The organism is Variovorax sp. Sphag1AA, assembly GCF_014192575.1.
Lineage (GTDB): Bacteria > Pseudomonadota > Gammaproteobacteria > Burkholderiales > Burkholderiaceae_C > Variovorax.
In genome coordinates, this window is record NZ_JACHYC010000005.1 from 39,900 (window position 1) to 57,107 (window position 17,208).

General features: G+C 65.4%; 18 protein-coding genes. 5 read left to right on the forward strand and 13 right to left on the reverse strand.

Annotated features, from left to right (window positions below):
* Position 1: 1 nt before the first annotated feature.
* A complete protein-coding gene (locus FHW64_RS19610; RefSeq protein WP_184529311.1) occupies positions 2-985 on the reverse strand; it encodes a quinone oxidoreductase in 984 nt (327 codons plus the stop codon).
* A gap of 99 nt (positions 986-1,084) precedes the next feature.
* On the opposite strand from FHW64_RS19610, the gene FHW64_RS19615 reads away from it, so the two are divergent.
* Entirely contained in the window at positions 1,085-1,984 is a 900-nt protein-coding gene (locus FHW64_RS19615) for a DMT family transporter (RefSeq protein ID WP_184529313.1), read from the forward strand.
* Positions 1,985-1,992: 8 nt separating this feature from the next.
* On the opposite strand, the gene FHW64_RS19620 is transcribed toward FHW64_RS19615, so the two are convergent.
* From FHW64_RS19620 to FHW64_RS19635, 4 genes are read right to left on the reverse strand one after another with little or no spacing between them, the layout of a single operon-like run.
* On the reverse strand, positions 1,993-2,790 hold the full coding sequence (locus tag FHW64_RS19620; RefSeq protein ID WP_184529315.1) for an SDR family oxidoreductase: 798 nt from the start codon (positions 2,788-2,790) through the stop codon (positions 1,993-1,995).
* A gap of 16 nt (positions 2,791-2,806) precedes the next feature.
* A complete protein-coding gene (locus tag FHW64_RS19625) occupies positions 2,807-3,715 on the reverse strand; it encodes a DMT family transporter (protein WP_184529317.1) in 909 nt (302 codons plus the stop codon).
* Positions 3,716-3,718: 3 nt separating this feature from the next.
* Complete coding sequence (locus FHW64_RS19630; protein WP_221210427.1) at positions 3,719-5,332, reverse strand: gamma-glutamyltransferase family protein; 1,614 nt, start codon at positions 5,330-5,332, stop codon at positions 3,719-3,721.
* Positions 5,333-5,334: 2 nt separating this feature from the next.
* Complete coding sequence (locus FHW64_RS19635) at positions 5,335-6,303, reverse strand: tripartite tricarboxylate transporter substrate binding protein (protein WP_184529319.1); 969 nt, start codon at positions 6,301-6,303, stop codon at positions 5,335-5,337.
* A 112-nt stretch (positions 6,304-6,415) separates the two neighbouring features.
* On the opposite strand from FHW64_RS19635, the gene FHW64_RS19640 reads away from it, so the two are divergent.
* Positions 6,416-7,327 (forward strand): LysR family transcriptional regulator, encoded by a 912-nt coding sequence (locus FHW64_RS19640; RefSeq protein WP_184529321.1) that lies wholly within the window; start codon positions 6,416-6,418, stop codon positions 7,325-7,327.
* Between the two features lie 55 nt (positions 7,328-7,382).
* Here the strand turns inward: FHW64_RS19640 and FHW64_RS19645 are convergent, their stop codons facing one another.
* On the reverse strand, positions 7,383-8,900 hold the full coding sequence (locus FHW64_RS19645) for a tripartite tricarboxylate transporter permease (protein ID WP_184529322.1): 1,518 nt from the start codon (positions 8,898-8,900) through the stop codon (positions 7,383-7,385).
* A 10-nt stretch (positions 8,901-8,910) separates the two neighbouring features.
* Positions 8,911-9,399: a tripartite tricarboxylate transporter TctB family protein gene (locus FHW64_RS19650; protein WP_184529324.1), complete on the reverse strand. Its 489-nt coding sequence runs from the start codon at positions 9,397-9,399 to the stop codon at positions 8,911-8,913.
* A gap of 155 nt (positions 9,400-9,554) precedes the next feature.
* Between FHW64_RS19650 and FHW64_RS19655 the strand changes: the two genes are divergently transcribed.
* Positions 9,555-10,367 carry a plasmid replication/partition related protein gene (locus tag FHW64_RS19655; RefSeq protein ID WP_184529326.1) on the forward strand — a complete coding sequence of 271 codons (813 nt, stop codon included), beginning with the start codon at positions 9,555-9,557 and terminating at the stop codon, positions 10,365-10,367.
* 21 nt (positions 10,368-10,388) lie between these two features.
* Here FHW64_RS19655 and FHW64_RS19660 read toward each other — a convergent pair whose 3' ends face one another.
* From FHW64_RS19660 to FHW64_RS19675, 4 genes are read right to left on the reverse strand one after another with little or no spacing between them, the layout of a single operon-like run.
* Positions 10,389-10,610, reverse strand: a complete 222-nt coding sequence (locus FHW64_RS19660; protein WP_184529327.1) for a hypothetical protein — start codon at positions 10,608-10,610, stop codon at positions 10,389-10,391.
* 55 nt (positions 10,611-10,665) lie between these two features.
* Positions 10,666-12,450, reverse strand: coding sequence for a GspE/PulE family protein (locus FHW64_RS19665; RefSeq protein ID WP_184529329.1), 1,785 nt, complete (start codon positions 12,448-12,450; stop codon positions 10,666-10,668).
* Positions 12,451-12,471: 21 nt separating this feature from the next.
* Complete coding sequence (locus FHW64_RS19670) at positions 12,472-13,215, reverse strand: spermidine synthase (protein WP_184529331.1); 744 nt, start codon at positions 13,213-13,215, stop codon at positions 12,472-12,474.
* Positions 13,212-13,745 carry a DNA-deoxyinosine glycosylase gene (locus FHW64_RS19675; RefSeq protein ID WP_184529333.1) on the reverse strand — a complete coding sequence of 178 codons (534 nt, stop codon included), beginning with the start codon at positions 13,743-13,745 and terminating at the stop codon, positions 13,212-13,214. The genes FHW64_RS19670 and FHW64_RS19675 overlap by 4 nt, the downstream gene beginning before the upstream one ends.
* A 44-nt stretch (positions 13,746-13,789) precedes the next feature.
* On the opposite strand from FHW64_RS19675, the gene FHW64_RS19680 reads away from it, so the two are divergent.
* Entirely contained in the window at positions 13,790-14,626 is an 837-nt protein-coding gene (locus FHW64_RS19680) for a mechanosensitive ion channel family protein (RefSeq protein ID WP_184529335.1), read from the forward strand.
* Between the two features lie 67 nt (positions 14,627-14,693).
* On the opposite strand, the gene FHW64_RS19685 is transcribed toward FHW64_RS19680, so the two are convergent.
* Together FHW64_RS19685 and FHW64_RS19690 are read right to left on the reverse strand one after the other, a co-directional pair.
* Positions 14,694-15,107 (reverse strand): hypothetical protein, encoded by a 414-nt coding sequence (locus tag FHW64_RS19685; protein ID WP_184529337.1) that lies wholly within the window; start codon positions 15,105-15,107, stop codon positions 14,694-14,696.
* 140 nt (positions 15,108-15,247) lie between these two features.
* A complete protein-coding gene (locus FHW64_RS19690) occupies positions 15,248-16,108 on the reverse strand; it encodes a TatD family hydrolase (protein WP_184529339.1) in 861 nt (286 codons plus the stop codon).
* A gap of 86 nt (positions 16,109-16,194) precedes the next feature.
* Here FHW64_RS19690 and FHW64_RS19695 point away from each other — a divergent pair, with 86 nt between their 5' ends.
* Positions 16,195-17,199 (forward strand): S1C family serine protease, encoded by a 1,005-nt coding sequence (locus FHW64_RS19695; RefSeq protein WP_184529341.1) that lies wholly within the window; start codon positions 16,195-16,197, stop codon positions 17,197-17,199.
* The last annotated feature ends 9 nt before the right edge of the window (positions 17,200-17,208 follow it).

Sequence of the window (17,208 nt, forward strand, 5' to 3'; positions counted from 1 at the left end):
GTCAGAGGGTTAGGATCGTGCAGCCCGTCGTCTTGCGGGCTTCCAGATCGCGGTGCGCCTGTTGTACGTCTTCAAGGCGGTAGCGCTGGTCGATCGGGATCTTCACCGCGCCACTCTCGACCACCGCGAACAGATCGTCCGCCATCGCCTGCGTGCTTTCGCGCGTGGCGATGTGCGTAAAGAGCGTCGGCCGCGTGACGTAGAGCGAGCCTTTCGCACCCAACAATCCGAGATTGAACGGCGGCACCGGCCCCGACCCGTTGCCGAAGATCGCGAGCAGACCGAAAGGCCGGAGGCATTCGAGCGAGCCTTCGAAGGTGTCCTTGCCCACCGAGTCGTAGACCACCTTCACGCCCTTGCCGCCGGTGATCTCCTTCACGCGCGCCGCGAAGTTCTCCTTGCTGTAGTTGATCGCGTGCGCAGCGCCGTGGTCCAGCGCCAACTGGCACTTGGCATCGGTGCCCGCGGTGCCGATGAGCTTCAGACCCAATGCCTTGGCCCATTGGCAGGCGATCAGCCCCACGCCGCCCGCAGCTGCATGGAACAGGATGAAATCGCCGGGCTGCAAGCCTTCCGCCGGCAGCGTCTTCTTGAGCAGGTATTGGGCGGTCAGGCCCTTGAGCATCATCGCGGCGCCGGTCTCGAACGAGATCGCATCGGGCAACTTGCAGACGTTGCGGCTCGGCATCACGCGCAGCTCGCTGTACGCGCCGGGCGGCTGGCTCGCGTAGGCCGCGCGATCGCCGGCCTTCAGGTGCGTGACGCCCTCGCCCACCGCCTCGACGATGCCGGAGGCTTCCATGCCAAGCTGCAGTGGCATCGGAAACGGATAGAGGCCGCTGCGCTGGTAGGTGTCGATGAAGTTGAGGCCCACCGCCTTGTGGCGGATGCGGATCTCGCCGGGGCCGGGGTCACCGACCTCGACGTCGACGATCTTCAGTTCCTCGGGACCGCCATTGCGGTCGATGCGGACGGCTTTGCTCATGGTTTGATTCCTTCTCGAACGAGCCGCGTATGCTGCCACGGACTGGGCGAGGCTGCCCGCCTCGGGACAAGATGCAGGGAGCCGCTACAGTCCATGCCCATGCAGCAGAGATTGAGTCCGGGCACCGCCCTTCTTCTTGCGGTGCCGCCCCTGCTGTGGGCCGGCAATGCCGTCGTCGGCCGCGTGGTGCGGGACCTCGTCTCGCCGATGACGCTCAACTTCATCCGCTGGCTCCTGGCTTTCATCGTGCTGCTGCCGTTCGCCGCATCGATGATCAGCCCGAAGAGCCCGTTGTGGGCGCACTGGAAGCGCTTCACCGTGCTCGGCCTGCTCGGCATCGGCTGCTACAACGCCTTCCAATACCTTGCGCTGCAGACATCGACGCCGGTCAACGTGACGCTGGTCGGGTCCAGCATGCCCTTGTGGATGCTCGCGACCGGCACGCTCTTCTTCGGCGCGAAGATCACGGCACGCCAGCTGTTCGGTGCCGCGTTGTCGATGGTGGGCGTCCTGTTCGTGCTGAGCCGCGGTCATTGGGAGCAGCTCGCCGCATTGCGGCTGGTGCCGGGCGATCTCTACATGATGCTGGCCACCATCTCCTGGGCGTTCTACAGCTGGATGCTGTCGCGCACCACCGAGCCGGCAGAAGCACGACGCGACTGGGCTTCGTTCCTGATGGCGCAGATGGTGTTCGGACTCGCGTGGTCAGCCGCGTTCGCGGCCGGTGAATGGACAGTGACCGACGCGCACATCGACTGGGGATGGCCGCTTGCCGCCGCGCTGGTCTTCATCACGCTCGGCCCGGCGCTGCTGGCCTATCGCTGCTGGGGGCTGGGCGTGCAGCGCGCCGGACCGCAGACGGCCGGGTTCTTCAGCAATCTCACGCCGCTGTTCGCTGCGTTGCTTTCGGCGGCGTTCCTCGGCGAGGTGCCGCAGTGGTTCCACGGCGCCGCGTTCATCCTGATCGTGGGCGGGATCTGGGTGTCGTCCCGCCGCTGACCCTCGACTCAGTAAGTGCCCGGGTAGGCACCGCCGTCGGCGAGCACGTTCTGCCCGGTCATGTAGCCCGCATGCACGCTGCAGAGGAAGGCGCAGATCGCGCCGAACTCGGTGGCGGTGCCGAAGCGCCCCGCCGGAATGGTCTTCTGCCGTGCCGCACGGATCGTGTCCATGTCCTGACCAGTCTTCTTGACCGCGCCCAGCATCGTCCCGCGCAGGCGATCGGTATCAAAAGCTCCAGGCAGCAGGTTGTTGATCGTCACGCCCTTGGCCGCGATGCTCGACCGCGAGAGTCCCGCGACGAAGCCGGTGAGCCCGCTGCGAGCGCCGTTGCTCAATCCGAGGATGTCGATCGGCGACTTCACCGCGCTGGACGTGATGTTGACGATCCGCCCGAAACCGCGCGCGGCCATGCCGTCCACGGTGGCCTTGATCAGCTCGATCGGCGTCAGCATATTGGCGTCGACCGCCTTGATCCATGCCTCACGGTCCCACTCGCGGAAGTCTCCGGGCGGCGGGCCGCCAGCGTTGGTGACGACGATGTCGAAATCCTTGTGCAGCGCGAAGGCGGCGGCGCGGCCCTCGGCCGTGGTGATGTCCGCCGCGACATGCTTGACGAAAGGCTTGGCCGGATGCGTCGCGGCGATGGCTTGCAGCGACTTCGCTGCGGCGTCGAGCGCCTCGGCACCGCGCGCCACGATCACCACATTGACGCCGTCGCGCACCAGCGCTTCCGCGCAACCGTAGCCCAGGCCCTTGCTTGCGCCGCACACGAGCGCGGTCTTGCCTGCGATTCCCAAATCCATGTTGTGTCCTCCGGGCTCAACGGCCCATGCGTGTGAATACGAAGATCCCGGCGATCACCAGCGCAGTGCCGGCTGCGATCCACGCTGTGAAGGGTTCGCCGAGGATGACGACCCCCATGAGGATGGTCGACATGGGCCCAACCATACCCGTTTGCGCCGCCATGGCGGGGCCGATGCGCTCGATGGCCATCATGACGGCAAGGACCGGCAGCGCGGTGCACAGGGTCGCGTTGAGGACGGAAAGCCAGATCACCTGAGGCGCCACATCGAAGGCCGAGCCGATCGGCCGCAGGAGCAGGAACTGTCCGATGCACAGCAGACAGGCCACGCTCGTCGCCAGCCCCACGAGCCGCAGCGAGCCCAGGCGCTTGACGAACTCCCCGCTCGCAACGAGATAGAGCGCATAGCTCACCGCGCTCAGGAACACCAGCAGTGCACCCCAGGCCGCTGCCGCGCTGTGCCCCAGTTGCACTTCATGACCGAAGACGAGCAGCACACCCGCGTAGCTGATCGCCATGCCCATGAACTGGCCGCGCGTGATGCGCCGGCGATAGAACACCCAACCGAAGAACAGCACCAGTGTCGGGTTGAGATAGAGGATGAGCCGCTCAAGGCTCGCGGTGATGTAGGCCAGCCCGGCGAAGTCGAGAAAGCTCGCCAGGTAGTAGCCCGAGAAACCCAGCCCCACCACGCCGAACCAGTCGCGCCGCGTGAGCGGCGGCTTGCCGCGTCCTGCCCACCACGCCATGACCGCGAAGAGCGGCAGCGCGAAGAGCATGCGCAGCATGATCAGCGTGACCGCATCCACACCGTAGCGGTACGCGAGCTTGACGATGATCGCCTTGCCGCTGAAGGCGATGGCGCCGAGCGTCGCGAGTGCGAGGCCCGGCCCGAGACGTTTATGTGCGTGCGGCTCCGCCGGCACCTGTCAGAACCCGGCCGCGAGGCCGTCGCGACGCGCGTCGCTCGCGGCGACGTAGCCTTCCACCGCCGGATCGCCGGCACGCCAGATGAACTGGCCGGCGCCGAAGTCCTGGTAGGAATCGTTGATCACGTCGACCTTGTGGCCGAGTTCGACGAGACCCTTCACCGTTGCCGGATTCATCGCCGCCTCGGCGTTGATTTCCAGGCCCGAGTTGAAGCGCCAGCGCGGCGCGTCGCACGCGGCCTGCGGGCTCTGGCGATAGTCCAGCATGCGCACCAGCGTCTGCATGTGGCCCTGCGGCTGCATGTTGCCGCCCATCACACCGAAACTCATCACCGGTGCGCCGTCCTTCGTGAGGAACGCTGGGATGATGGTGTGGAAAGGCCGCTTGCCCGGCGCGACCACGTTCGGGCTGTCGGCCTTCAGGCTGAAGCCGTGGCCGCGGTTCTGCAGGCTGATGCCGAACTCCGGCTCCACGCAACCCGAGCCGAAGCCCATGTAGTTGCTCTGGATGAAGCTCACCATCATGCCGCTCTCGTCTGCGGCGGTGAGGTAGATCGTGCCGCCCTTGACCGGGTTGCCCGCCTTGAAATCCTGCGCCTTCTTCACATCGATGAGTTTGGCACGCGAAGCCAGGTACGCGTCATCCAGCATTTGCAGCGGTGTCACCTCCATCGACGATGGGTCGGACACATAGCGGTAGGTGTCGGCGAAGGCGAGCTTCATCGCCTCGATCTGCAGATGCTGAGAAGCGACCGAATCGACCGGGATCGAGGCGATGTCGAAGTGCTTCAGGATGCCGAGCGCGATGAGCGCCGCGATGCCCTGCCCGTTCGGCGGAATCTCGTGCAGCGTGTGGCCGCGGTATTCCTGCGCGATCGGCTCGACCCACTCGGGCTTCCAGTTGGCGAGGTCGCTCACCTTCAGGCTGCCGCCGTTCGCGGTGGAGAACTTCTCGAGCGCCGCTGCGATTTCGCCGCTGTAGAAGGCCTCTCCCTTGGTCGCGGCAATGGCCCTCAGCGCGCGTCCGGCGGCAGGAAAGCGGAACAGCTCACCGACTTCGGGCGCACGCCCCCACGGCAGGAAGCCCTGCTCGAAACCGGGCTGCGATCGCAGGATCGGCGTCGCCGCCGCCCACTTCTGCTGCACCACCGGCGGCATCAGGTAGCCCCGCTCCGCGATCTCGATTGCTGGCGCCATCAGGTCGGCAAATGGCAACTTGCCGAAGCGCTCCGACAGCGCGACCCAGCTCGCCACGGCGCCCGGCACGGTGACCGAGTCCATGCCGCGCTGCGGCGGCGTGGCGGCGTCGTTGCCGTACTTGCGGCGGAAGTAGTCCGGCGTCCAGGCCTGCGGCGCGCAGCCGGAGCCATTGAGTCCATGCAGCTTCTTGCCGTCCCACAGGATGCAGAAGGCATCGCTGCCGAGGCCGTTGCTCACCGGCTCGACGATCGTCATCGCAGCCGCGGTCGCGATGGCCGCATCGACGGCATTGCCACCCTGATAGAGGATGCGCAGCCCCGCCTGCGAAGCCAGCGGATGCGAGGTGGAGACCACATTGCGCGCAAAGACCGGGATGCGCGTCGAGGTGTACGGATTGGCGTAATCAAACTTCATGTTCAGTCCCCGGTGATCTTGCGTTCGACGATGATCTTTTTCCACTTGGCGGCGTCTTCAGCCACCATGCTCGCGAACTGGGCCGGCGTGCCGGTGGCCGGCGAGATGCCCAGGCGAGCAAGCTTGTCGCGTGTTTCAGGATCCGACAGCGCCTGGTTCGCGGCCGTGTTGATGCGAGCCACCAGATCCGCCGGCAGGCCCTTCGGGCCATAGAGGCCGAACCAGGTGTTCGACTCGAAGCCCGGCAGCGTGTCCGCGATCGGCGGCAGGTCCGGCGCGAGCGGGCTGCGCTTGAGCGAAGTCACACCGAGCGCACGCAGGCGGCCATCACGCACGTACGGCATGCCCGTGGGCAGCGCATCGAAGAGCACGTCGACCTTCCCCGTGATCAGGTCGGGAATCGCCAGCGCCGTACCCTTGTATGGAATGTGCGTGACGAAGATGCCCGCCTGCGCCTTGAAGAGCTCCGCCGTGAGCTGCACGATGGTGCCGTTGCCGCTCGACGCGTAGTTGAGCTTGCCGGGGTTCTTCTTTGCGTAGTCGATCCATTCGCGCACCGTCTTCGCGGGCGAGCTGTTCGGCACCAGCATGATGCTCGGCGCGTCGCCCACATGCGCGATCGGCGTGAAGTCGTGCACCGTGTCGTAGGGCACCTTGCTGATGAACGGGCCGATCGAGTGCGTGCTCGTCGTCGCCAGCAGCAGCGTGTAGCCATCGGCCGGCGCCTTGGCCGCGAGGTCGGAGCCGATCGCGCCACCAGCACCCGGCTTGTTGTCGATGACCAGCGTGCCGCCGAGCTTCTCGCCCATCTTCTGCGACAGGGTGCGCGCGAACAGGTCCGTCGCGCCGCCGGCCGGAAACGGCACGATCAACCGGATCGGCTTGGTCGGAAAGGCCTGCGCCAGACTGGCGGTCGAGGCGGCCAGGCACAGCGCGGCAGCGCAGGCCTTGATGAACTGGTTGCGTTTCATGGGTCTGGATTGTGTCCCGGTGATGAACCCCGAATGCTATGCATCGCAGACGCATCAAGCCAGATAATCTGCTTTATCCAACTATGAGCCTTGCTTATGGCAAGGGCGCAGCATGGAAGAAATCTCCCTCCAACAACTCCGGGCCCTGGCGGCGGTCGCCGAATCGGGCAGCTTCACGCTCGCGGCGGAAACCCTGCAACTCACGCAGCCGGCGATCAGCCACCTCATCAAGCGCATGGAGAGTGAACTCGGCCAGGCGCTCGTCGTGCGTGGTCGGCGCATCCAGATGACCAGTGCGGGGCAGATGATGGTCGACACCGCCGTGCGCGCGCTCCGGCTGATCGACGAATCCGTGGACGCCTGCCGCTCCCAGTCCCAGTTGCGCGAAGGCCGCGTCGTGCTGGCTGTGGGCCATCTCACGGCCGGCGCCCTCTTGCCGCCCTTGTTGCGCCGCTTCTCGGACACCCACCCCGGCCTGGCGACCTCGCTGCTCGACAGCACCGCAGAGCAGATGATCTCGCGCGTGCTCACGCAGGAGGCAGACCTCGGCTTCGGATCGGACATCGGGCAGAAGCACTCCGAACTCGCCACCGAGCCGCTCTTCACCGAACGCATGGGCCTCTTCATGCGCGCGGACCATCCGCTGGCGCAACGGGTGGTGATCGATGCGCGGCAACTCGACGGGCTGCCCTTCATCCACGTCAATCCGGATGCCAATGTCTGGCGGTCCGTGAGCCGGCTGCTCTCCGGTGCGGCCAACGTCTATCCACGCGTCGTCCACCACGTCTCGATGCTCTCGACCGCCTTCGGCCTCATCCAGTCCGGCGCGGGCGTCGCGCTGCTGCCGCGCTACGTCGATGTTCTGATGCCTGCCGACCTGCGCGTGGTCAACGTGACACGCCCTGCACTCGAATACCCGGTGGTGGCGATCCGGCTCGCGAAGCATCCGCTCAGCCCCGCAGCGATGGCGTTCCTGGCGATGGCGCGGCAGCACATGAACCCCCCGCGCACGCAAAGGCCCTGAAATGAAAAACGGCACCCGAAGGTGCCGTTGAGCAAAGAAGGATTGGCGGCCGGAATCAGGCCTCCTCCTCATGGAAGGCTTCTTCCCGCTTCGACTTCACGGCCGGCAGCAGCACGATCACCAGCAACAGGAGCGCAGCGGCGAGCAAGCCTGCCGAGATCGGGCGCGAGACGAACACGACCCAGTCACCACGCGACAGCAGCAGCGCGCGGCGCAGGTTCTCTTCCATCATCGGGCCGAGGATGAAGCCCAGCAGCAGCGGTGCAGGTTCGCAACCCAGCTTGAAGAACATGTAGCCAATGAAGCCGAAGGCCGCGACCATCCAGATGTCGAAGGTGTTGTTGTTGGTCGAGTACACCCCGATCGCACAGAACAACACGATCGCCGGGAACAGGAACTTGTACGGCACCGACAGCAGCTTGATCCACATGCCGATCAGCGGCAGGTTCAGGATGATCAGCATCGCGTTGCCGAGCCACATCGAGGCGATCAGGCCCCAGAAGAGTTCGGGGTTGCTGGTCATCACCTGGGGACCAGGCTGGATGTTGTGGATGGTCATCGCACCCACCATCAGCGCCATCACCGCGTTGGGCGGAATGCCCAGCGTCAGCAGCGGGATGAACGACGTCTGCGCGCCGGCGTTGTTGGCCGACTCGGGCGCCGCCACACCGCGGATGTTGCCCTTACCGAACGGCACTTCGCCCGGGTGCAGCTTGGTCTTCTTCTCGATCGTGTAGGCCGCGAAAGCCGCCAGCAGCGCACCGCCGCCGGGCAGGATGCCCAACGCAGCGCCCAGGCCCGTGCCGCGCAGCACGGCAGGGAACATGCGCTTGAAGTCTTCGCGGGTCGGGAACAGGCCCGACACCTTGGCGGTGAACACCTCGCGCTCATGCTCGGGGCGCGACAGGTTCGCGATGATTTCGCCGTAGCCGAACACGCCCATGGCGATGGTCACGAAGCCGATGCCGTCGGTGAGTTCGGGGATGTCGAAGCTGAAGCGTGCGACACCGGAGTTCACGTCGGTGCCGACGAGGCCCATCAGCAGGCCCAGCACGATCATGCCGATCGCCTTGAGCAGCGAGCCCGAGGCCAGCACGACGGCGCCGATCAGGCCCAGCACCATCAGCGAGAAGTACTCTGCCGGGCCGAACTTGAAGGCCAGTTCGGTCAGCGGCGGCGCGAACGCAGCCAGGATCAGCGTGCCGACGCAACCCGCGAAGAACGAGCCGAGACCGGCCGCCGCGAGAGCAGGACCCGCACGACCCTTGCGCGCCATCTGATAGCCGTCGATCACGGTCACGACCGAGGACGATTCGCCCGGCAGGTTGACCAGGATGGCGGTGGTAGAGCCGCCGTACTGCGCGCCGTAGTAGATCCCGGCCAGCATGATCAGCGCCGACACAGGCGGCAGTGCATACGTCGCCGGCAACAGCATCGCGATGGTCGCGACCGGGCCGATGCCCGGCAGCACGCCGATCAGGGTGCCAAGAATGCAACCGACCAGGCAGTAGAGAAGGTTGGTGAAGGTAAAGGCAACGCCAAAACCCAGCGAGAGATTGGTAATCAGATCCATGGCGCCGTCCTCAGCCCGTGATGAAGGTAGGCCACACCTGGATCTGCAGCTTCAGCGCCCAGATGAAGGCGACATAGCTGCCGACCGCCAGAACGGTGGCAAGGATGAGCACGTCCTTCAGGTTGAAGTGCTCTCCCGCGAGACTCGAGATGATCACGAGCGCATAGATCGCGATGATCATGCCCATCGCTGGCACGCCGATGCTCGGCAGACCGCCGAGCAGCACGCCGAAGGCGAGGTTCGCGCCGAGGATGTAGGCAACCTGCTTCCAGGCCCACTTGCCGATCTTTTCGCCGTCCTCGGTCTCGACCGTGAGGCCCGTGAACATGACGCCAAGCCCGATGATGGCCATGAGGATGCCCAGCATCAGCGGAAAGTAGCCCGGGCCCATGCGGGCGCCGGTGCCGACGTTGTACGTCGTGGCACCCCAGGCGAAGGCAACTCCGACGACGGCGAACATCACCCCCGAGAAGAAGTCTTTCTGACTCTTGATTTTCACGAACAGTCTCCACGAAAAAATTCGATCGCGAATTGTGAAGTCAGCCAAAAGTCAGGTCGATGTGGATTCCACCTACCGAGCGTCGAGGGTTATCCCTGCCCCTGCGTCTCTAAAATGCGGCCCCTTCCCACTCTGCCCCGCGCTGCCGCTCCCTCATGGACATCGTCGTCAACGAAGAACTCAAGGCCTACATCGATCCGTTGACTGCTGAGGAGGAAGAGTCACTCGAACGAAGCATCCTCGCGGAAGGCTGCCGCGACGCACTCGTGCTCTGGGGCAACGTGCTGGTGGATGGTCACAACCGCTATCGCATTTGCCAGAAACACGGCGTGCCCTTTCAGACGGTGCAGAACGCGCGCTTCAAGTCGATGGAGGACGTGCACCTCTGGATGATCGAGCAGCATCTCGGCCGCCGAAGCCTGTCGGATTTCCAGCGCGGCGTGCTGGCACTGCGCAAGCGCGAGATCGTGTCGGACCGGCGTTCGCGCGGCACCGTCCCGGCGAACGAAACCGCGGTGGCCTCGGAAGACGCTGGAGCCGCCAGCCGTGAAGTCTCTGCCGCCGTCGATGCGCCGCCGCCCGCGCCTTTCGAAAGCCGCGAAGCCTTGGCCAAGGCCGCGCGCCTCAGCAGCAATCAGGTGGTGATGATCGAGAAGATCCAGAAGCAGGCCGCGCCCGAGGTGGTGGCCGCAGTGAAGGCCGGCACGATCTCGATCAACGCGGCTGCGGCGGTGGCGACGTTGCCGGCCGAAGAGCAGGTCGCCGCGGCGACCGGCGGCAAGGATGAATTGAAGCAGGCCGCGAAGCGGGTTCGGGAATCGAAGCGAAAGCCCAAGGAAGAATCCGCCGCTACATCGGATGAGCCGGACCAGGTCGATGAACTGCAGATGCTGCGGCAGCGTGTGGCCGAGCTGACCGCGGAGAACGAATCATTGCGGCGCCAACTCGCCGCGTTGGCAACTGCGTAAGCGTCGAAGGTCGCCTGGGAGTCAGTGCAGCATGCCGTGGATGGTGTCTGCCGATTTCTTGATTTGCCGGGCCATGCCGCGGCTCAGGCGGGACTCCTCACGATGGTTCAGAAGATCGATCAACCAGCCTCCTGCAACGAGCAGTGCCAGTGCAGCAATCGTGAAAACCTCAGAGTCCATGTCGATCTCCCAAGGGTCGTCCGTGGCGTGACTTTGCGCCCTGCCGAGGCCCTTGGGAATCATCCAAAAAGCCGATGTTGCTATCGGCGCGGACCGTGAAATTCTTCCTTTTTCCGGCTCACTCGAGCGGCGGTGTCGCGCTCAGCACTTCCTCGATGGTGGTCACCCCTTCGGCAACCCGAAGCGCGCCGGCCAACCGCAGGGGACGCATGCCATCCGCCACCGCCTGTCTTCTCAGCGGCGCCATGCTCGGCTCCTTGGTGACTTCGCTCTTGAAAGCCTCGCTCACGGTGAGCAGTTCGTACAGGCCCATGCGGCCCATATAGCCCGTCATGCGGCAGTCCACGCAACCCACTGGCCGATAGGCGCGCACCGAGCCGCTGATCTGCCACGGTGCCACGAATTCCGCGAGCTTCTCGCGCGTGACCGATTCATCGGGCGCCTTGCAGTGCGGGCACAGCGTGCGCACCAGCCGCTGAGCCAGCACGCCGAGCATCACCGCGTTGATCAGGTACGACGGCACGCCCAGCTCCATCAGCCGCGTGATCGCGCTTGGCGCATCGTTGGTGTGCAGCGTGCTGAAGACGAGGTGACCGGTGAGCGCTGCCTGCACCGCCATCTCGGCCGTGGCGAGGTCGCGGATTTCGCCGACCATGATGATGTCCGGGTCCTGCCGCATCAGCGCGCGCAGGCCCTCGGTAAAGCCGAAGTCGAGCTGCGGCTGCACCTGCGTCTGGTTGAACGATGGCTCGATCATTTCGATCGGGTCTTCCACCGTGCTGACGTTGACCTCCTCGGTCGCCACGCGCTTGAGCGTCGAGTAGAGCGTGGTCGTCTTGCCCGAGCCAGTCGGCCCGGTCACGAGGATGATGCCGTGCGGCCGTGTCACGAGCTGCTCCCAACGCTTCGCGTCGTGCTGCGCGAAGCCAAGCGCATCGAGATCCTTGACCGCGGTGTCCGGATCGAAGATCCGCATCACCATCTTCTCGCCGAAGGCAGTGGGCAGCGTGGAAAGCCGCATTTCGATTTCTTCGCCGCGTATGTTGCGCGTCTTGATGCGGCCGTCGAGCGGACGGCGCTTCTCGACCACATCCATGCGGCCGAGCAGCTTGATGCGCGAGACCATCGCGTTCATCACGCCCATCGGCATCTGGTAGGCGGGATGCAGCACGCCGTCGATACGAAAGCGGATCACACCCTGGTCACGCCGCGGTTCGAGGTGGATGTCGCTCGCGCGTTGGTCGAAGGCGTATTGCCAGAGCCAGTCCACCACCTGCACCACGCTCTGGTCGTTGGCGTCGAGCTGCTTGTTCGACTTGCCAAGCTCCACCAACTGCTCGAAGCTCGCGCTGCTCGCGCCGGAGCCCGCCTTCTGCGCCGCGCGAACCGATTTCGCGAGCGCGAAGAACTCGGCCGTGTAGCGCTGGATGTCGGACGGATTCGCGACCACGCGCCGCACCGAGCGACGCGCCTGGCGTTCGACCTCACCGATCCAGTCCGTGAGGAATGGCTCCGAGGTCGCGACCACGACTTCACTCGGCGTGACCTGCACAGGCAGCACCTTGTGCCGCTCCGCATAGGCTGCGCTCATCGTGTCGGCGACCTTGCCCACGTCGACCTTCAGCGGATCGATGCGCAAGTACGCGAGACCCGCGCGCGCGGCGAGCCATTGGGTCAGCATTTCCAGATCGAGCGGCTTGCCGTCGCTCTCGCGCGTCATCGCGACGCTCGCGAGACGCACCAGCGGCGGCTGCCGGCTCTCGGCCTGCGCGCAGCGCGCGAGCGTTCGCTTGGCCTCGTGCGGCGAGATCACGCCATCCCGGGCAAGCCACTCGATGAGGTGCCGCAGATCGAGCGGCCCTTCGAACCGGGAATCAGAAGAAGGCAAGGTCACAGCGTTCATAGAGGGCAAACCTGACGGCGCTCAAGCCACAGGCTTGAACACGCGCAGCCATTTGGGAGCGGGCAGACTCCAGCGAGTCTGGATGGTTTGCGCACGGTCGGCAAGCACGGGCCGTTTCGGCTGGCTAGGTTCGCGCTGCGCGAGCACGATCGTGTTGCCTTCTCGCGTCGGCTTGAACGCCCACACCGCTTCTTCACCGAAGGCCGCGACGATCTTCGCGAGACTGCGCTCGTAGCTGGACGAGCGGCCGAACAGGTTGACGGTCATGCAGCCGTCCTCGGTCAGGAGAGCGCGGCAGTCTGCATAGAAGTCCTCGCTGTCGAGCACCGGCGCGGCGGCCTCGTGGTCGTAGAGGTCGACCTGCAGCGCATCGACGGTGCCCAGCCACTGCGGCTTGCGGATCTCGGTGGCTGCATCGGCCACGACCACCTGCAGCTTCGCGTCGTCAGCCGGCAGCTTGAACCAGCCCCTGCACGCCGCGACCACTTGGGGATTGAGTTCGATCGCGGTGGTGCGCATGCGCAGCGTCTTGCGGCAGAACTTGGTGAGGCTCGCGGCACCGAGCCCGAGTTGCATGGCATGGCGCTTCGCGACGCTCGCCGGATCGACGAAGAGAAGCCACGCCATCATGCGTTGCACGTATTCGAGCTCGATGTCGAAAGGCGCGTCGAGCTTCATCGAGCCTTGCACCCATTCCGTGCCCAGGTGCAGGTAGCGCACGTCTCCCCAATCGGAGAAGTTGACCTCGGGGAGGGAGACCTTCATGGAATGTCCAGATACCTTTCAAACACTTCGCGCCAGGCCTGGACCTTGCGCTCGAAACTCCACGACGCGTTGGCAGGGCTCGACGAGGGCAGCCGATAGACCGGCACGCCGAACATGCGCGTGTGCCTGGCGTGCTTGAAGCTCTCGCCACCGTTGTGCGCGATCGCCGCGAGCTTCGGCAGATGAAGGCCTGCGATGTCGTTCGCGACCGCATCGCGGATTGCCGTATCGAGGCTGCCTTCCCGCCGGCAACTCGCATAGACGTCCCATACGCCCAGCCCCCGGTCGAGCAGCCACGCGCTACGCTTTTGATAGCTGTCAACGCCCACTGGGAGCGGGTTTGCGGGCCACAGGGCCTGCAAAATCTTCCAGAAATGATTCTGCGGATGAGCATAATACCGCTGCTCCGCGATCGAACGTGCGCCAGGAAAGCTGCCGAGGATCAACAAGGCTGTGTTCTCGGACACGATCGGTGCGAGGCCCGTGAGCACGGCGTCCGCGTCGACTGGGCGCGAGGCTGGCTTATCCATAACGCTTGCCGGTGTGAACCGCCGGCACCTGTGAGGAGAAGGACTTGAATACGGAAGCGATCTGGACGTTCATAACGACGCAAGGCGTCGATTTTGGCCTGAAAGTGATCGGAGCCCTGATCGCCTGGGCCATCGGTCGATGGCTCATCGGCATCGCGCAGAAGCTCGTCGGCAAGGCGCTCGAACGCGGCAAGCGCATGGACCCGACACTGAGCAACTACCTCGTCTCGATACTCGGCGTGATCCTCAACATCGTCCTGATCCTCGCGATCCTCGACATGTTCGGCATCCGCACCACCTCCTTCGCGGTGCTGCTGGCTGGGGCTGGTCTCGCGATCGGCACCGCCTGGGGCGGATTGCTCACGCACTTCGCGGCTGGCGTCTTCCTGCAAGTCCTGCGGCCGTATCGAGTGGGTGATTTCGTCACCGTCGGCGGCGGCGTGACCGGCACCGTCAAGGAGCTCGGCCTCTTCGGCACCACGCTCATCTCGCCCGATAACACCGTCGTGACCGTCGGCAACAACAAGGTGTTGTCCGAGACGATCCAGAACTTCAGCTCGCTGCAGTTTCGGCGTGTCGACGTCACGGCCAAGATCGCCAACGGCGTGGATGTCGGCGACGCCATCCAGCGGCTCAAGGCCGCGGTGAGCGAGATCCCCAACGTCTCGACGGAACAGCCGCCGGATGTGGAGATCCTGCAGTTCACGCCTGAAGGCCCGCTGCTTGCGGTGCGTCCCTACACGCACACCGACCACTACTGGCAGGTGTATTTCGACACGCACAAGGCGATCGTCAAGACCTTCGGCGCCGCCGGCTACCCGACGCCGGAGACGCCGCTGGTGCAGCGGCACCTCACGCCGCCGCCCATCAAACCGGCCTGAAGCCCCGAAAAAGCGAAACCCGCCTTCCGGCGGGTTTCTTCATTGCGGCACGAGAGACGCGCGGCGCTCAAGGCTTCTTCGCGTCGTGCTGGGCGGTGCCGGGAATCTGTTCGCCAATCTTGTCGCCGGCCTTACGCGTGGCGTCGGCTGCTGCGCCGCCCGCGTCGCTCACGGCCTTGCCGGTCGCATGCGCGCCCTTCTTGGTTGCGTTCCAGGCCTTCTTGCTGCCGCTCTTGGTGGAGTCCCAGGCTTTTTCACTGGTGTCCTTCGTGGCGTCCCAGGCCTTCTCGCCGCCGTGCTCGGTGGCTTTCACTGCCTTCTTGGTACCGCTCTTGGTGGAATCCCATGCTTCCTTGCTGGCGTTTTCCACCTTTTCGGTCGTGGTGGGCGCGGCGGTGTTCTGTGCCAGGGCCGGCAATGCGACCGATGCGACGGCAAGTGTCAATGCGGCCGGAAGGATGCGGATGGAAGTCTTGTTCATCTTGTAAAGCTCCTTGCTAGGTTGAAGTGGCTTGGATCGCCACCGATGCATACACACAGCGATTCAACGACTGCGCAGAGCCCAAGGATGACACCGAAAACCCACTCATGGGCCGCTGCCGCGCAAGTCGAGCGATCGGCCTACGCGGAGCGCAGCATACCCGCCGACACATCGATCAGCGAAGACAGACGTGGCAGCGCAGCCACGGCGTTGCGCGTAGTCGCCTCGGCCAGCGCCTCCACCGGCATGCCGCGCAAGTCGGCCACCACTTCGGCGATACGGGGCAGTTCGCCGGGCTCGTTGCGGCCCTGGCGCTCGCCCGCATCGCGCTGGGCCTGCGTGCGGTAGATCCACTGCGGCTGGATGTCCGGCGAGTCGGTTTCCATGACGATCGACTCCAGCGGCACAGCCTGCGCGAGTCGACGCAGTTGCAGGGCCCGCTCGAACGTCACCGCGCCACCAAAGCCCAGCTTGAGCCCGAGATCGATGCATGCCTGCGCCTGTTGCTCGCTGCCGTTGAAGGCGTGCGCGATGCCGTGCCAGCGCTGTCCCGGCGCGACCTGGCGAAGATGCTTCAGCACCTTGTCCACCGAGCGGCGCACATGAATGATCACCGGCAGTTCATGCTTGCGGGCCAGCTGCAACTGAGTGTGAAAAAACATTGCCTGCCTGTCGGCATCGAGGCCTTCGACGAAGAAGTCGAGTCCGATCTCGCCGACCGCGACGAGCCGCGGGTCGTCACGCCGACGCACCAGCTCGGCATCGAGTTCATCCAGATGCGCCTCCAGCGCCTGTCCGGTGCACATCGGATGGATGCCAAGCGCATAGGCGTCGCCCTGGCGATGCGCGAGCTCCCGCACCGCAGCGAAGTTGAACGCTGCGACCGCAGGAATCACGCAAAGCCCGACGCCGAGGCTCGCCGCGCGCGCCCTGATCCGGGGCATCTCGGCGCCGAATTCGGGCGCATCGAGATGGCAGTGGGTATCGACGAAGACAGGCATCGCACGATCATGCCCGAAGGCATGCAGACCTGCGGAAAGCGTGCTACCGTGCCTCCTCAAGCGTTCTCTTTTGCCGGAGGTGCCCGATGCGCAGGCCTGCTTTCTACAGCCGCTCGCCCAGAGAGCCGCGCGACGCGGCAGACCCCGGCGCGACCATCGCACAGAATGCGTCGGACGGCTCCGACACGACGCAAGCACAACCCGCACTCACCGCCGCCGCACCCCAGCGCTGGCAACCCGGACGCCGCAGCTTCGCATTGCTCCTCGCACTGGTCGTCGGCATGGGCGCCACCGGTGCGGTGATGTGGCCCAAGGCCGGCCGCCAACTCACGCAGAAGGACATCGACCAGGCGGTGCTTCGCACCTTGCACACCGCCACGCTGCCCTCGCCCGCGGCCAAGGCAGCCGAGATCATCCGGCCCTCGGTGGTGCGCGTGGTCGGCTATGGCACCGAGAAGACCACGCCCGAAGCCAAGGTCGAGAAGCGCGGGCGCAATCTCGCCAAGGGCAAGCCCGCGGAAGCTCCCGCCGACGAAGCACCGGGACAGCAGGTCGAGCGTGGCGTCGGCACCGGCGTGGTGATCGTGGACAAGGGCGTCATCCTGACCAACCTGCACGTTGTCGCGGGCTCCGAAACGATCAAGGTGACGTTCGCCGACGGCCTCGAATCGCCGGCCACCATCACAGGCGTGCAGCCCGAGAACGACCTCGCGGTGCTGCAGGCGCAGAAGCTGCCTGACGACCTCATCCCCGCCACGATGCGCTCCACGGCCGACCTTCAGCCGGGCGACCAGGTCGTCGCCGTCGGCTTCCCGTTCGGCATCGGCCCTTCCGTGTCAGCCGGCGTGGTCTCGGGGCTGAACCGATCGTTCCGCTCGCCAGAAGGCAAGCAGGAGCTGGGCAACCTGATCCAGTTCGATGCTGCCGCCAATCCCGGCAATTCGGGCGGGCCACTGATCAACATGGACGGCGAGGTGCTCGGCATCGTCACCGCCATCCTCAATCCCACCCAGCAGCGCACTTTCATCGGGATCGGTTTCGCCGTGCCGATCGAGAACGCCGCCTCCGCCGCCGGCTCGCCACCCTTCTGACCCATCGAA

Excerpts from the sequence above, each read along its gene's own strand:
- FHW64_RS19610 (WP_184529311.1), bottom strand. The coding sequence starts at position 985 with ATGAGCAAAGCCGTCCGCATCGACCGCAATGGCGGTCCCGAGGAACTG.
- FHW64_RS19615 (WP_184529313.1), top strand. The coding sequence starts at position 1,085 with ATGCAGCAGAGATTGAGTCCGGGCACCGCCCTTCTTCTTGCGGTGCCG.
- FHW64_RS19620 (WP_184529315.1), bottom strand. The coding sequence starts at position 2,790 with ATGGATTTGGGAATCGCAGGCAAGACCGCGCTCGTGTGCGGCGCAAGC.
- FHW64_RS19630 (WP_221210427.1), bottom strand. The coding sequence starts at position 5,332 with ATGAAGTTTGATTACGCCAATCCGTACACCTCGACGCGCATCCCGGTC.
- FHW64_RS19635 (WP_184529319.1), bottom strand. The coding sequence starts at position 6,303 with ATGAAACGCAACCAGTTCATCAAGGCCTGCGCTGCCGCGCTGTGCCTG.
- FHW64_RS19640 (WP_184529321.1), top strand. The coding sequence starts at position 6,416 with ATGGAAGAAATCTCCCTCCAACAACTCCGGGCCCTGGCGGCGGTCGCC.
- FHW64_RS19645 (WP_184529322.1), bottom strand. The coding sequence starts at position 8,900 with ATGGATCTGATTACCAATCTCTCGCTGGGTTTTGGCGTTGCCTTTACC.
- FHW64_RS19655 (WP_184529326.1), top strand. The coding sequence starts at position 9,555 with ATGGACATCGTCGTCAACGAAGAACTCAAGGCCTACATCGATCCGTTG.
- FHW64_RS19660 (WP_184529327.1), bottom strand. The coding sequence starts at position 10,610 with ATGATTCCCAAGGGCCTCGGCAGGGCGCAAAGTCACGCCACGGACGAC.
- FHW64_RS19665 (WP_184529329.1), bottom strand. The coding sequence starts at position 12,450 with ATGAACGCTGTGACCTTGCCTTCTTCTGATTCCCGGTTCGAAGGGCCG.
- FHW64_RS19670 (WP_184529331.1), bottom strand. The coding sequence starts at position 13,215 with ATGAAGGTCTCCCTCCCCGAGGTCAACTTCTCCGATTGGGGAGACGTG.
- FHW64_RS19675 (WP_184529333.1), bottom strand. The coding sequence starts at position 13,745 with ATGGATAAGCCAGCCTCGCGCCCAGTCGACGCGGACGCCGTGCTCACG.
- FHW64_RS19685 (WP_184529337.1), bottom strand. The coding sequence starts at position 15,107 with ATGAACAAGACTTCCATCCGCATCCTTCCGGCCGCATTGACACTTGCC.
- FHW64_RS19690 (WP_184529339.1), bottom strand. The coding sequence starts at position 16,108 with ATGCCTGTCTTCGTCGATACCCACTGCCATCTCGATGCGCCCGAATTC.
- FHW64_RS19695 (WP_184529341.1), top strand. The coding sequence starts at position 16,195 with ATGCGCAGGCCTGCTTTCTACAGCCGCTCGCCCAGAGAGCCGCGCGAC.